General features: G+C 69.6%; 8 protein-coding genes. 6 read left to right on the forward strand and 2 right to left on the reverse strand.

The window, feature by feature from the left end; genetic code table 11:
• The first annotated feature begins 92 nt into the window (after positions 1-92).
• Positions 93-1,031 (forward strand): helix-turn-helix transcriptional regulator, encoded by a 939-nt coding sequence (locus ACIQD6_RS11735; RefSeq protein ID WP_401880955.1) that lies wholly within the window; start codon positions 93-95, stop codon positions 1,029-1,031.
• On the opposite strand, the gene ACIQD6_RS11740 is transcribed toward ACIQD6_RS11735, so the two are convergent.
• Entirely contained in the window at positions 998-2,470 is a 1,473-nt protein-coding gene (locus tag ACIQD6_RS11740) for an MFS transporter (protein ID WP_401880957.1), read from the reverse strand. The two genes, ACIQD6_RS11735 and ACIQD6_RS11740, sit on opposite strands and share 34 nt — an antisense overlap.
• Before the next feature lie 52 nt (positions 2,471-2,522).
• Here ACIQD6_RS11740 and dusB point away from each other — a divergent pair, with 52 nt between their 5' ends.
• Together dusB and ppdK are read left to right on the forward strand one after the other, a co-directional pair.
• Positions 2,523-3,740: a tRNA dihydrouridine synthase DusB gene (gene dusB / locus ACIQD6_RS11745; RefSeq protein ID WP_401880959.1), complete on the forward strand. Its 1,218-nt coding sequence runs from the start codon at positions 2,523-2,525 to the stop codon at positions 3,738-3,740.
• A gap of 404 nt (positions 3,741-4,144) precedes the next feature.
• Positions 4,145-6,883 carry a pyruvate, phosphate dikinase gene (ppdK, locus tag ACIQD6_RS11750; protein ID WP_401880961.1) on the forward strand — a complete coding sequence of 913 codons (2,739 nt, stop codon included), beginning with the start codon at positions 4,145-4,147 and terminating at the stop codon, positions 6,881-6,883.
• A 223-nt stretch (positions 6,884-7,106) separates the two neighbouring features.
• On the opposite strand, the gene ACIQD6_RS11755 is transcribed toward ppdK, so the two are convergent.
• Positions 7,107-8,195 (reverse strand): tetratricopeptide repeat protein, encoded by a 1,089-nt coding sequence (locus ACIQD6_RS11755; RefSeq protein WP_401880963.1) that lies wholly within the window; start codon positions 8,193-8,195, stop codon positions 7,107-7,109.
• A 585-nt stretch (positions 8,196-8,780) separates the two neighbouring features.
• Between ACIQD6_RS11755 and ACIQD6_RS11760 the strand changes: the two genes are divergently transcribed.
• The 3 genes from ACIQD6_RS11760 (at position 8,781) to rph (ending at position 14,508) form a co-directional block, all read left to right on the forward strand.
• Positions 8,781-9,893, forward strand: a complete 1,113-nt coding sequence (locus ACIQD6_RS11760; RefSeq protein ID WP_401880965.1) for an ArsR/SmtB family transcription factor — start codon at positions 8,781-8,783, stop codon at positions 9,891-9,893.
• Between the two features lie 280 nt (positions 9,894-10,173).
• Entirely contained in the window at positions 10,174-11,502 is a 1,329-nt protein-coding gene (locus ACIQD6_RS11765; RefSeq protein WP_401881701.1) for an endo-1,4-beta-xylanase, read from the forward strand.
• Positions 11,503-11,796: 294 nt separating this feature from the next.
• Positions 11,797-14,508 (forward strand): rifamycin-inactivating phosphotransferase, encoded by a 2,712-nt coding sequence (gene rph / locus ACIQD6_RS11770; protein ID WP_401880967.1) that lies wholly within the window; start codon positions 11,797-11,799, stop codon positions 14,506-14,508.
• The last annotated feature ends 42 nt before the right edge of the window (positions 14,509-14,550 follow it).

Raw genomic sequence — 14,550 nt, forward strand, 5'->3', positions numbered from 1 at the left:
GACGACGGGCGCCTCAGAGGGGTGCCCGTTCGCTTTTATCCTGGTGTTGGGCGTACCTGGTATTCGGCTGGGGCTTCCGGCACGCTGGAAGCATGAGTACGACTGTGACCCCGCCCGCGAGCCTGCGCGAGCGGGAGACCGACATCCGGCGGCACGAGCTGGCCGCGTTCCTGCGCAGTCGGCGGGAGCGGATCACGCCCGAGCAGGTCGGGCTGGCGCGGGGTGCTCGGCGGCGTACTCCCGGGCTGCGGCGTGAGGAGGTCGCTCAGCTCTCGGCGGTCGGGGTCACCTGGTACACGTGGCTTGAGCAGGCACGTTCCATCCAGGTCTCCGCCCAGGTGCTCGACGCCCTCGCCCGTGCGCTGCTGCTCGACCGGAGTGAGCGCGCGCATCTGTTCGCGCTCGCGGCGGCCACCGATCCCGCGCCCGGCACGCCGTGCCCCACCATCACGCCGGCGCTGCGGGCGATGCTGGAGCGGCTGGAGCCGTTCCCGGCCTGCGTGCAGAACTCGCGGTACGACATCCTCGCGTACAACCGGACGTACGGGCTGCTCATGTGTGACATGGACGCGATACCGCCCGAGGACCGCAATTGCATGTTGCTGGCGTTCACCAACCAGGAGTGGGGCGAGTCGCTCGGCGACAACCGCAAGGAGACGATCCGGATCATGGCGGGCAAGTTCCGCTCCGCCATGGCCGAGCACCTCGCCGAGCCGGCCTGGAAGACGCTGCTCGGGCGGCTGCGGGCGGCCTCGCCCGAATTCTGCGAGATCTGGGAGCGGCACGAAGTGGTCGCGCCCGTCGGCGACCGGACCAAGCGTTTCGTCAACGCCCATGTGGGCGGGCTCAGCGTGGAGCACACCAACCTCTGGCTCGGGCCGTCCTCCGGCCCTCGGCTGGTCAGTTACGTTCCCGTGGACGAGGAGTCCCGGCTCCGCCTCGACCGGCTTCACGCGTTCGCGCGGACATCGGCGCAGGCACCGGCTCGGCCGTCCGCTCAGGCCTTGGAGTCGGTGCCCGTCGCGACCTGAGCCGAGGACGGCTCCTCCAGTCGCCGCGCCGTCCGGAGCGCGGTCCGCCGGGCCCAGTCGCCGCTGGTCAGCGCGCCCACCAGCAGGACACAGACACCGCAGACCGTGATGATCCACCAGGCCGGGCGACTCGCGTCCGTGAATCCCGCCCTGTACGGGGCCGAGCCCGCCGCGGCCGTGACCCCGCCCGCCAGCACCGCGCCGATCACGGCAACACCCAGCGTCTGGCCGATCTGGCGGCTGGTGGAGGCGACGGCGGCCGCGACGCCCGCCTGGGAGCGGGGCATGCCGGAGACGGCGGTGTTGGTGATCGGCGCGTTCACCATGCCGAAGCCGATGCCGAACAGCACATAGCCGGTGAACATCAGCGTGGTGGTCGCCTCGGCGTCGAAGGCCGCGAACAGCACCCCGCTCACCGTCATCGCGGTTCCGGCGATCAGCAGGGAGAGGCGGGGGCCGCGGTTGCCGACCAGCCGGCCCGACAGCGGGGCGCAGACGAAGGTCATGGCCGCCATCGGGAGCATGTACAGCCCGGCGCTCAGCGCGGACAGTCCCCGTACGTCCTGGAGGTAGAGCGTGTTGACGAAGAGGAATCCGCCGAGCGCGGCGAAGGCGCACACGGCGATGACCGTCGCCCCGCTGAACGGCGCGCTGCGGAAGAACCGCAGGTCGATCAGGGGCTCGGCGCGCCTCGGCTCGTACAGCAGCAGGCCGGTCAGGGAGAGCGCCGCGACGGTGGCGAAGGAGATGATCAGCGGTGAGGTCAGGCCGGCCGACGGCGCCTCGATGATCGCGTAGGTCAGCGCGCCGAAGACGCCGATGACCAGCAACTGCCCGACGGGGTCGGGGCGGCGGGGCTTCGGGGCGCGGGACTCGGGGACGTACCGCCAGGTCAGTACGAGGGCGGCCAGCCCGATCGGGAGGTTGAGCCAGAAGATCGACCGCCAGCCGACCGAGTCCACCAGCAGCCCGCCGACCAGCGGGCCCGCCGCCATCGAGATGCCGACGACGCCACCCCAGACCCCGATGGCGCGGGCGCGCTCGCGCGGGGCGGTGAAGGTGTTGGTGATGATCGACATCGCGACGGGGTTGAGCATCGAGCCGCCGACGGCCTGCACCATGCGGAAGGCGACCAGTGATTCGAGGTTCGGCGCGAGCGAGCAGAGGGCCGAGCCGAGGGTGAAGATGACGAGCCCGGCCTTGAAGACCCGGCGGCGGCCGATCCGGTCGGCCGTCGAGCCCGAGAGCATCAGCAGCGAGGCGAGGACGAGGGTGTAGGCGTCGATCGTCCATTGCAGCCCGGAGACCGAGGCGTGCAGTTCCTTCTGCATGGAGGGCAGGGCGACGTTGAGGACGGTGTTGTCCAGACTGACGATCAGAAGACTCATGCAGCAGATCGCCAGAACCAGCATTTGCCGTCGGTGGCTGAGCTCGGACATTCATTGATAGTACGACTAACTAATGAACCCTGTCGTGCGCGACAATGGGCGGATGACCGCTCCACTCGCCACGCTCGCCAGCCCCGCCACCGCCCAGACCGCCGCGACGTCCGCACCGGTGACCGCGCCGGTGACCGCACCTGCGGCTCCGCTCGCGATCGGCCCGTACGAGGTCCGGCCGCCCGTGGTGCTCGCCCCCATGGCCGGGATCACCAACGCGCCCTTCCGCACGCTGTGCCGGGAATTCAGCGGTGGCAAGGGCCTGTTCGTCAGCGAGATGATCACCACGCGGGCGCTGGTCGAGCGCAACGAGAAGACCATGCAGCTGATCCACTTCGACGCGACCGAGACGCCGCGCTCGATCCAGCTGTACGGAGTGGACCCGGTCACCGTCGGCAAGGCCGTCCGGATGATCGTGGACGAGGGGCTGGCCGACCACATCGATCTCAACTTCGGCTGCCCGGTGCCCAAGGTGACCCGCAGGGGCGGTGGCTCGGCGCTCCCGTACAAGCGGCCGCTGCTGCGGGCGATCCTGCGCGAGGCCGTCTCCAACGCCGGGGACCTGCCCGTCACGATGAAGATGCGCAAGGGCATCGACGACGACCACATCACCTATCTGGATGCCGGGCGGATCGCGGTCGAGGAAGGCGTGACGGCGATCGCGCTGCACGGCAGGACCGCGTCCCAGCACTACGGCGGCACGGCCGACTGGGACGCCATCGCGCGGCTCAAGGAGCACGTCCCGGAGATCCCGGTGCTCGGCAACGGCGACATCTGGTCGGCGGACGACGCGCTGCGGATGGTGCGCGAGACGGGCTGCGACGGCGTGGTCGTGGGGCGCGGCTGCCTGGGGCGGCCGTGGCTCTTCGGGGACCTGGTCGCGGCCTTCGAAGGTACGGGAGCGCCCGCGCGGCCCACGCTGCGCGAGGTCTCCGGGGTCATGCGGCGCCACGCCCAGCTGCTGGGGGAGTGGATCGGGGACGAGGCGCGCGGGGTGATCGACTTCCGTAAGCATGTGGCCTGGTACCTGAAGGGCTTCTCGGTCGGCTCGCAGCTGCGCAAGCAACTGGCGATCACCTCGTCCCTCGCCGAACTCGACGAGCTGATGGCCGGGCTCGACCTGGACCAGCCGTGGCCGGAGGGCGCGGACGGGCCGCGTGGGCGTACGTCGGGGAACAACCGGGTCGTCCTGCCCGACGGCTGGCTCAAGGACCCGTACGACTGCGCGGGCATCGGTGCCGACGCCGAGCTGGACACCTCGGGCGGGTGAGTGCACGCGTTCCTGGTCCAGATTCTGGAATCGAGGGGTGAACACGGCCATTCGAGGGCGTGATTCTCGCCACGTTTGATCGATCATCAACTCAGATGAGCGAGTCTTGGCTGGCTGTACCTCCAGAAGGGGTGGCACGCAGTGCCACCCCTTCTGCGTTCAAGTCTTAAACTCAGACGTCGATGTCTCCGCTCGTCTGAGCGAACTTGGTCATGTGCGAGTCATGCCCGCTTCGAGGAGTGAAGGAGCCACGAACCACCGGTTCTCCAGGGCCCACTTTCGATCTGCTGGCGGACGGGTGGTTAAGGCCGTATGACAGTCAAGTGGACGTACCCAGCCACCTTTGATCTGGGTATGTTCCCTGCCGTCAGGGCAGCCACCGCGTCCTCGAGGAGTCGAGACCCGTGCCGGAAAACAAAGGTCCCCACGCAGCCACCCCCGAGCCCGAGCGCGAGAAGTTCGTCTACGACTTCACCGAGGGCAACAAGGATCTGAAGCACCTCCTCGGTGGCAAGGGTGCCAACCTCGCCGAGATGACCAACCTCGGGCTGCCCGTCCCCCCGGGCTTCACCATCACCACCGAGGCCTGCAACATCTACCTCGACAGCGGCACGGAACCGGTCGCCCTGCGCGACGAGGTGAGCGCCCATCTCGACGCCCTCGAAAAGAAGATGGCGAAGAAGCTCGGCCAGGCCGACGACCCGCTGCTCGTCTCCGTACGTTCCGGCGCCAAGTTCTCCATGCCCGGCATGATGGACACCGTCCTCAACGTCGGCCTCTCGGACGCCTCCGTCGCCGGACTCGCGACCCAGTCCGGTGACGAGCGCTTCGCCTGGGACTCGTACCGCCGCCTGATCCAGATGTTCGGCAAGACCGTGCTCGGCGTCGACGGCGAACTCTTCGAGGACGCGCTGGAGGAGGCCAAGCAGGCCAAGAAGGCCGCCACCGACGTGGATCTGGAGGTCGCCGACCTCAAGAAGCTGGTCAAGCGGTTCAAGAAGATCGTCGCCGGCGAGGCCGGGCGCGACTTCCCGCAGGACCCGCGCGAGCAGATGGATCTCGCGATCCGCTCCGTCTTCGAGTCCTGGAACACGGACCGGGCCAAGCTCTACCGCCGTCAGGAGCGCATCCCCGGCGACCTCGGCACCGCCGTGACCGTCTGTTCCATGGTCTTCGGCAACCTCGGCCCCGACTCCGGTACGGGCGTCGCCTTCACCCGTGACCCCGCCAGCGGACACCAGGGCGTGTACGGCGACTACCTCCAGAACGCGCAGGGCGAGGATGTCGTCGCGGGCATCCGCAACACCGTGGCGCTCGCCGAACTGGCCACCATCGACAAGAAGTCGTACGACCAGCTCATGGGCATCATGGAGACCCTGGAGACGCACTACCGGGATCTGTGCGACATCGAATTCACCATCGAGCGCGGCCAGTTGTGGATGCTCCAGACCCGCGTCGGCAAGCGCACCGCCGGTGCCGCCTTCCGGATCGCCACCCAGCTGGTCGACCAGGGGCTGATCGACGAGGCCGAGGCGCTCCAGCGCGTCAACGGCGCCCAGCTCGCCCAGCTGATGTTCCCGCGCTTCGACGAGGACGCCGCGCGGACGCTCCTCGGGCGCGGCATCGCGGCCTCGCCCGGCGCGGCCGTCGGCAAGGCCGTCTTCGACTCGTACACCGCCATCAAGTGGTCCCGGTCCGGCGAGAAGGTCATCCTCATCCGCCGCGAGACCAACCCCGACGACCTGGACGGCATGATCGCCGCCGAGGGCATCCTGACCTCACGCGGCGGCAAGACCTCGCACGCCGCCGTCGTCGCCCGTGGCATGGGCAAGACCTGTGTCTGCGGCGCGGAGGAACTGGAGGTCGACACCAAGGCGCGCCGGCTGACCGTGGGCGGGACCGTCATCGAGGAGGGCGACGTCGTCTCCATCGACGGCTCGACCGGCAAGGTCTACCTCGGCGAGGTCCCGGTCGTCCCGTCGCCCGTCGTGGAGTACTTCGAGGGCCGGATGCACGCGGGCGCCGACGACGCCGACGAGCTGGTCAAGGCCGTCCACCGGATCATGGCGTACGCCGACCGCTGCCGCCGGCTGCGGGTGCGCGCCAACGCCGACAACGCCGAGGACGCGCTGCGTGCCCGCCGGTTCGGGGCCCAGGGCATCGGGCTGTGCCGTACGGAGCACATGTTCCTCGGTGAACGCCGCACGATGGTTGAGAAGTTGATCCTCGCCGACACGGACGACGAGCGGGAAGAGGCACTGGGTGCCCTGCTGCCGCTCCAGAAGAAGGACTTCGTCGAGCTGTTCGAGGCGATGGACGGCCTGCCGGTCACGGTCCGCCTCCTCGACCCGCCGCTGCACGAGTTCCTGCCCGACATCACCGAGCTGTCCGTACGGGTCGCTCTCGCCGAGTCGCGCAAGGACCACAACGAGAACGATCTGCGCCTCCTCCAGGCCGTGCACAAGCTCCACGAGCAGAACCCGATGCTCGGTCTGCGCGGGGTACGGCTCGGTCTGGTCATCCCCGGGCTGTTCGCCATGCAGGTACGGGCCATCGCGGAGGCGGCAGCCGAGCGCAAGAACGCCAAGGGCGACCCGCGCGCCGAGATCATGATCCCGCTCGTCGGTACGGTCCAGGAGCTGGAGATCGTCCGCGACGAGGCCGAGCAGGTCATCGCGGAGGTCCGACAGGCCACGGGCGTCGAACTCAAGCTGGCGCTCGGCACGATGATCGAGCTGCCGCGCGCCGCGCTGACCGCCGGGCAGATCGCGGAGGCGGCGGAGTTCTTCTCGTTCGGTACGAACGACCTCACCCAGACGGTCTGGGGCTTCTCCCGCGACGACGTGGAGGCGAGCTTCTTCACCGCGTACCTGGAGAAGGGCATCTTCGGGGTCTCGCCGTTCGAGACGATCGACCGGGACGGTGTCGGCTCGCTCGTACGGAGCGCGGTCGAGGCGGGGCGCGCGACGCGGCCCGGTCTGAAGCTGGGCGTCTGCGGCGAGCACGGCGGCGACCCGGAGTCCGTGCACTTCTTCCACGAGGTGGGCCTGGACTACGTCTCCTGCTCGCCGTTCCGGATCCCGGTGGCCCGGCTGGAGGCGGGGCGCGCGGCGGCCGAGTCGACCGGGAGCGACTCGCGGTAACGCCACCCGGCACCCCGGAAGGACACCGGAGCGGCCGTCGCCGGGTCACCCAGGCCGGACAGGACCTGGACCCTCAGCGATCCGGCGGGCGGCTTCGGGGCACGGGAGGGGCGGGCGCCTTTGTGCGGGGTGCCCGTCCCTTCGTCTCCTTCGCCACGGCGGGTCCTTTCGCCACGGCCGTCGGGTTCCTTCGCCACGGCCGTCGGACCGGTTCGTAACCCGCTTACGCGGCGGCGTACTCGGACGGCCCGGCCTCGTGCTCGGACGGGCCGGTCCCGTACTCCGACAGCTGGGCGTCGTACTCCGACATCTGCGACCGGAAGATCTCGATCGTCTTCCTGGCATGCCCCAGCCCGATCCGGTCCACCTCGCGCTCCAGGTCGTCCAGCTCACGCCGCGTCAGCTCCGCCGAACGCCCCAGGAAGTGCAGGGACTTGACCCGGCCGAGCCGCGACAGCACCACACCGCGCGGTTCGTCGATGGCCCGGAACTCCACCAGCGCCTGCGTGTACACGTCCCGAGCGCTCGCGTAACGCCCCGCCCGGTAGAGGACGTTGCCACGCATTTTGTGCGCGTAGGCGTGGGCACTCGTGAGGTTCATACGGGAACAGATCGCCTCGGCCTCGGACAGCAGGGCCAGGGCGCGCTCCGTGTGTCCCTGGGCGGACAGGACGTCCGCGACGCCGCGCAGCGACCAGGCGCGGCCCCGCGCGTCATCGCCGTCGGTGGCTATCCGTACCGACTCCTCGAACATCTCCAGCGCCGAGTCCAGCGAGCCGGTGTTCCGGTGCATCTGGGCGATGCCGGACAGCGCCCAGACGATGTGCCGCGCCTCGCCGTGCGCCCTGGCCTGGGCGAGGAGTTCCTCGTGCATGGCGGCGACCGCCTCGTAATCGCCCTGGATGCGGCCGGTCTCGGCGAGCCCGGCCAGGCAGTAGCCGTGCGCGATCCGGTCGCCGCTGCCGGCCGCGAGTTCCAGCGCGTGGGCCAGCAGGCGGCGGGCCAGCGGCAGCGTGCCGCACTGACGGGCCAGCGTGCCGCCGCTCCACAGGGCCCAGGCCATGGCGCCCCGGTGCTCGGCCTCACGGGCGCTGCGGTAGCTTTCGCGCCATGCCGCGCCGGCCTCGTCCACGCGGCCCAGCCGCCGGTTGGCCTCGCCAACGGCCAGCGAGGCGCGGGCCCGTTCCAGTGGGGTGCCGGCAGTGCGCCGTACCTCGCGCGCCGCTGTCAGTACCTCTTCGTACGAAGAGTTCACGCCCAGTACGGTCCTCAGTTCGCCCTGGTACTCGGGAGCGAATGCCTTGCTGTACATGTCCGGGTGGCCTCCTGATCGTGCGCGCCCGACCGGTTGCCGTCCCGTGCTGTGCCGGCCGGTCGCGCTGCCTTGATCACGAAGCTAGGGGGTGGGGCGGGGGCGGCGAATCCCTCCGCGTACGGGCTTGTGGCGTCCCCCTGGAGTGCTACACGGGGTTCCATGGTCATCAACAGGTCGTACGGAGGAGTCGGTTTCCCGGCCACGGGAACGGTGTATTCGGCCACGAGAACGGTGTGTTGTCGCTTTTTCGTCTCTCGTAAGGCCGACCTGTTGAATTGGACAGGCCCCGGAGCGCGGCCCGTGGATCCCCACCCGACGGGCCGCGCTCCATTACACGGGCCGGACATGGAGCCGCCACCGTCATCGACCGCCGCCGGGTCGGCAAAGCCCCCCACGGCCTTCACCGAGCCATTCGGTCGTTCAGGTTTCATGTCCGACGCGGGACAGCTTTTCGCTTCCGGCCCCGCCGCCGCGACCCGTTTCAACTGTGGCCGAAACACCGTGGTAACCACCTGTGATGGCATGCATACTCTTTGATTGGGAGACGGGGCATGGAAGTGGCTGGCACAGATGGGGATTTCGATGCTGCGTATTCATTTCACGGGTAAGGATCTCGGCGGGGTCAGGATGGCCGCCGGTCCCGACCCGCTCTGGGAAACGATTCTCAGCTTTCATCGAATAAGGGATCGGCGGGGTCCGCTTGTCTTCGGTGAATGGCGCAGGGAAACGCGCGCCCGGTTGAATGGTGAAACAGCGCTCCTCTCCGCGCTCGTTCCGCAGCGCGGCTATTTCCCCGATTTCCTGACGCCGGGTCCGCGCCTGTCCGGCTACGGCGCCGGCCCGGAGACGGCCCGCGCGTCCGGCCCGTCCGGCCTGGAGTCGGGCGGCACGGTGGGCCTTGAGGCGGGTCTTGAGGCGGTGCGCGCCACCCCGCTGGAGCGGATCCACGCCGAACTCTCCCTGCTCACCGGCGGCAGAGCCCGTACGGGGCGAACGGGCCCGGGGCACCCGGGGCCGGGCAGGGGCAGGCGGCTCGCCACCCTCGCCGCGTTCACGGACGGCGGCACCGGCCGACTCGCCCGCCTCGTCGAGGTGTTGCGTACGTACCACCGGGCCGCCGTCGAGCCGTACTGGCCGTACCTCCGGGCCAGAGCCGAGGCGGACCGCGCACTGCGCGGCCGGGCCCTGCTCGACGGCGGCGCGGACGCCCTCCTCTCCACCCTGCCGCCGATGCTGCGCTGGCGCTCCCCGGTGCTGGAGGCCGACTATCCGGTGGATCGCGAACTGCGCCTGGACGGCCGTGGGTTGCTGCTCCAGCCGTCCTTCTTCTGCCGCTCCACCGCGGTCGTCCACCGCGAGCACCGTGACCCGGAGCAGCCGCCCGTCCTCGTCTACCCCATCACCCACTCCGACGGGCCCCCTGTCGCGGAGCGGACGGGGCCCTCGCTCGGCCGGCTCGTCGGCCACACCCGCTCGGCAGTCCTCCAGGCCATCGAACACGGCTGTACGACCAGCGAACTGGCCCGCAGGACCAGCGTGTCCCTCGCCTCGGCCAGCCAGCACGCGTGCGTCCTGCGCGAGGCGGGGCTGGTCGTCACCCTGCGGAACGGGAACGCCGTTCTGCACACGCTGACCCCGCTGGGCGCCGCCCTGCTGCGGGGCTGCGCCACCATGGACGGCCTCTACGTCCGTTGACGAACCCCCACGCGTACGTCCGTTGACGACCCCCCCGTACGTCCGTTGACGAACCTCACGTGTGCCTCTATTTTCCGAGCAGCGTCCTCGAAACTTTCAGTTGGCTTTCCGAAACTCCAGGATCTCCTAGGAGAGAGGGACGACCGTGAGGAAACTCCGGGCCTTGTCCAGAGCCGCCCGCCCCCGCCCCCGAGCCGTGACGGCTCACGCAGTGACGGCCCGAGCCGTGACGGCCCGCGTCGCGACAGCCGTCTCCGCGCTGACCGCCGCAGCCGTCGCCATGGTCGGATTCGCCGCCCCCGCGCACGCCGCCGACCCCGTCCTGCGGGATCTCGCCACCGCCAAGGGCACGTACTACGGCACCGCCGTCACGGGGTCGAAGCTGACCGGTACGTACGGGAGTGTCACCGGCGCCCAGTTCGACTCGATCACGCCCGGCAACGAGATGAAGTGGGGATCGGTCGAGCCGACCCGGGGGAGCTTCAACTGGGCGGGCGCCGACGGCATCGTGAACTTCGCCGAGGCCCACGGGCAGAAGGTACGCGGACACACACTCGTCTGGCACAGCCAGATGCCCAACTGGCTGGCCAACGGCACCTTCAGCGACGCCGAACTGCGCACGATCACGACCGGTCACGTCACCACCGAGGTCGCCCGCTACAAGGGCCGCATCGACCACTGGGACGTCGTCAACGAGCCGCTCAACGAAGACGGCACGATGAGGGCCAGCAAGTTCTACACGCAGCTCGGCGAGTCCTACATCGCCGACGCCTTCCGCGCCGCGCGCGCCGCCGACCCCGCCGCCAAGCTGTACATCAACGACTACAACACCGACGGTACGGGCGCCAAGAGCAACGGGATGTACTCCCTGGTCCAGCGGCTCAAGGCACAGGGCGTCCCGATCGACGGGGTCGGGTTCCAGGGCCACCTGATCCTCGGTCAGGTGCCGTCCACGCTCCAGGCGAACCTCCAGCGCTTCGCGGACCTCGGGGTGGATGTCGCGATCACCGAACTCGACATCCGGATGACGCTCCCGGCCACCGATGCCGAACTCGCCCAGCAGAAAGCCGAATTCAAGGCGGTCACCAGCGCCTGCCTCGCTGTCACACGCTGCAAGGGCGTCACGGTCTGGGGCTTCACCGACTCCGACTCCTGGATCCCGGACGTCTTCCCGGGCCAGGGCGCGGCCACCCCGTACGACGCCAACTTCCAGCCCAAGCCCGCGTATTACGGCATCGCGGAAGCCCTCGGCTGGACCGGTGGCGGTGGCGGTGATCCCGGGCCGGTCACCGGCTGCGCGGTGAGCTACGCCGTACAGAGCCAGTGGAACACCGGCTTCACCGCCGGAGTGACGGTCAGGAACACCGGTTCCTCGGCGATCGACGGATGGACACTGAAGTGGACGTGGCCCTCGGGCCAGAGCGTGACCTCGGCATGGAACGCCACCGTCAGCCAGTCCGGCACCCAGGTCACCGCCGTCAACGCCGCCCACAACGGGGCGATCGCCGCCGGCGGATCGGCCACCTTCGGCTTCAACGGCGCCTGGAGCGGAGGAAACACCGCCCCGAGCACCTTCACCCTGAACGGTGCCGCCTGCACCACGGCGTAGGCCGTGCCGCTCCATTGGACGACAGAAGACGGACGGCACAAGACAAAGGCAAGGAGAGCTCTCTCCTTGCCACTCTCAACGTATAGCGCGCCGGGGGGCTTGCCGCAAGACCCGGGTCACGGCGCAGAATCGTCGGCCGATGCCACAACCAGCGGAAATGGGGCCCGACGTGTGTGCGTTGTCGGTGACGTATGGGGGACGCGGTGACGTCGTACCAGTTGAAACAGCCGGTCCAGTCGGACCAGTGGTGGGACCGGCAGCGGAGTCGCGGGTGCTCGGCGCGGAGGTGTCGCGATGACCGAGCAGTATGTGCGGGATCTTCGAGAGGTTGACGAGAAGCAGGTCGCGGTCGTCGGCGGCAAAGGAGCGCACCTGGGCGGGCTGTCACGGATCGAGGGCATTCGCGTGCCGGCCGGCTTCTGCGTGACGACGGACGCCTTCCGGCGGATCATGGCGGAAGCGGAAGCGGAAGCGGAAGCGGAAGCGCAGGCGCCGTCGATCGACGATCGGCTGGATCAGTTGTCGCGCGTGAACCTGGACGACCGGGAGGCGATCCGTACGCTCAGCGCGCGGATACGTCGGACCATCGAAGAGATCGCCGTCCCGGGCGATCTCGCGGCGGCGATCACCCGAGCGCTCGCCCGGCTCGGCGAGCAAGCCGCCTACGCCGTCCGGTCCAGCGCGACGGCGGAGGACCTGCCGACGGCCTCCTTCGCCGGCCAGCAGGACACGTACCTGAACGTCGTGGGGCCGACGGCGGTCCTCCAGCACATCAGCCGGTGCTGGGCCTCGCTGTTCACCGAGCGGGCCGTGACCTACCGCCGGCGGAACGGCATCGACGACCGTACGGTCCACATGGCCGTGGTCGTGCAGCGGATGGTCTTCCCGCATGCGGCCGGCATCCTGTTCACGGCCGACCCCGTCACGGGTAACCGGAAGGTCGCCACCGTGGACGCCGGCTTCGGCCTCGGCGAGGCCCTGGTCTCCGGCCTGGTGAATCCGGACGTCTTCACGGTGCGACGCGGCGAAGTCGTCGCCAGGACGATCGCCGCCAAACAGCGTGCCGTTCACGCCCTGCCCGCCGGCGGTACGCGGGAAGTGGCGATCGACTCGCGGCGCCAGGAGCAGCCGGCGCTGACGGATGCGCAGGCCGTGCGGCTCGTGCGGCTCGGGCGGGCGATCGAGGCGCACTTCGGCCGCCCGCAGGACATCGAATGGTGCCTGGACGATGACGGCTTCCAGATCGTTCAGAGCCGGCCGATCACGACGCTGTTCCCGATCCCCGGGACCGAGGACGTCTCCGAGAGCCGCGACGTCCCCGGGACCGGCGACGTATCCGGGACCGGCGACGTCTCCGAGACCGGCGACCAGGAGAATCGCGTCTACGTCTCCGTCGGCCATGGGCAGATGATGACCGACCCCATGAAGCCCCTGGGGCTCTCCGTATGGCGGCTGACGGCCATGGTGCCGATGCACGAGGCCGGCGGGAGGTTGTTCGTCGACGTCACCCGGCGCCTGGCCTCGCCCGCGAGCCGCGCCGGCCTCCTGGACGTCATGGGGAGAGGCGATCCGCTGATCAGGGACGCTCTGGAGACCGTCCTCGACCGCGACGATTTCGTCCCGTCACTCCCGGACGCACCGCGTCCCGCCGGGCCGCCGGGACGCGGTGCGTCCGCTCCGGTCGAGACCGATCCGGCCATCGTGACCCAGCTGATCGAGCGCAGCCAGATGTCCATCGCCGCCCTGGAGCGCGATATCCGGTCGAAGGCCGGACCGGCGCTGTTCGACTTCCTGCTGGAGGCCTTCGAGGAGCACAAGCGGACCCTCGGTGATCCGCTGAGTCTTCAGGCGATCATGGCGGGCATGGAGGCCACGTGGTGGCTCAACGACACGCTGCACGAGTGGCTGGGCGAGAAGAACGCGGCCGACACGCTGACGCTGTCCGCCCCCGACAACGTCACGTCGGAGATGGGACTGGCGCTGCTCGACGTCGCGGACGTGATCCGCCCGCGGCCGGAGGTGGTGGCGTTCCTGCGGGGCGTCGAGTACATCAAGGACGAAGACTTCCTGGACGAGTTGGCGAAGCTCGCGGGCGGGACCGAAGCGCGCGACGCCATAGCGGCTTATCTCGACCGGTACGGCATGCGCTGCGTCGGCGAGATCGACATCACGAGACCCCGTTGGCGCGAGCGCCCCACCACGCTCGTGCCCGTGATCCTCGACAACGTCAGGAACTTCGAGCCGGGCGCGGCCGGTCGGCGCTTCGAGCAAGGGCGGCAGAAGGCGCGGAAGAAGGAACAGGACGTGCTGTCACGCTTGCGGGCCCTGCCGGACGGGGACCGGAAAGCCGACGAGGCCAAGCGGATGATCGACCGGGTCAGAACCTTCATCGGGTATCGGGAGTACCCGAAGTACGGCATCGTCAGCCGCTACTTCGTCTACAAGCGGGCCCTGCTGGATGAGGCCGAGCGCCTCGTGCGGGCCGGCGTACTTCCCGAGAAGGAGGACATCTTCTACCTCACGTTCCAGGAACTCCACGACGTCGTGCGCTCGAACCAGGTCGATGACCAGCTCATCCAGCGGCGCAAGGACGCGTTCCGCTCGTACCACGCGCTCACTCCGCCCCGGGTGCTCACCTCGGACGGTGAGGCCGTGACCGGGGCGTACCGGCGCGACGACGTGCCGGCCGGCGCCCTGACCGGCCTGCCGGTCTCCGCCGGGACCGTCGAGGGAAGGGCCCGCGTCATCCTTGACATGGCGGAGGCCGATCTCGAATCGGGCGACATCCTGGTCACGGCCTTCACGGACCCCAGCTGGTCGCCGCTGTTCGTCGCGGTCGCGGGCCTGGTGACGGAGGTGGGCGGCCTGATGACCCATGGCGCGGTGATCGCCCGGGAGTACGGCTTGCCAGCCGTCGTGGGCGTGGAGCGGGCCACCCAGATGATCCGGGACGGACAGCGGATCCGCGTACACGGAACCGACGGGTACGTCGAGATCCTGCCGTGACCGCATTCCGCCGAGACCGGCCCCACCGGGAGCCGTAAAGCC

The organism is Streptomyces sp. NPDC088400, from assembly GCF_044753355.1.
Lineage (GTDB): Bacteria > Actinomycetota > Actinomycetes > Streptomycetales > Streptomycetaceae > Streptomyces.

What these genes read in the sequence shown, in the direction of transcription:
- ACIQD6_RS11735 (WP_401880955.1), top strand. Translation starts at nt 93, where the DNA reads ATGAGTACGACTGTGACCCCGCCCGCGAGCCTGCGCGAGCGGGAGACC.
- ACIQD6_RS11755 (WP_401880963.1), bottom strand. Translation starts at nt 8,195, where the DNA reads ATGTACAGCAAGGCATTCGCTCCCGAGTACCAGGGCGAACTGAGGACC.
- dusB (WP_401880959.1), top strand. Translation starts at nt 2,523, where the DNA reads ATGACCGCTCCACTCGCCACGCTCGCCAGCCCCGCCACCGCCCAGACC.
- ACIQD6_RS11740 (WP_401880957.1), bottom strand. Translation starts at nt 2,470, where the DNA reads ATGTCCGAGCTCAGCCACCGACGGCAAATGCTGGTTCTGGCGATCTGC.
- ACIQD6_RS11765 (WP_401881701.1), top strand. Translation starts at nt 10,174, where the DNA reads ATGGTCGGATTCGCCGCCCCCGCGCACGCCGCCGACCCCGTCCTGCGG.
- rph (WP_401880967.1), top strand. Translation starts at nt 11,797, where the DNA reads ATGACCGAGCAGTATGTGCGGGATCTTCGAGAGGTTGACGAGAAGCAG.
- ACIQD6_RS11760 (WP_401880965.1), top strand. Translation starts at nt 8,781, where the DNA reads ATGCTGCGTATTCATTTCACGGGTAAGGATCTCGGCGGGGTCAGGATG.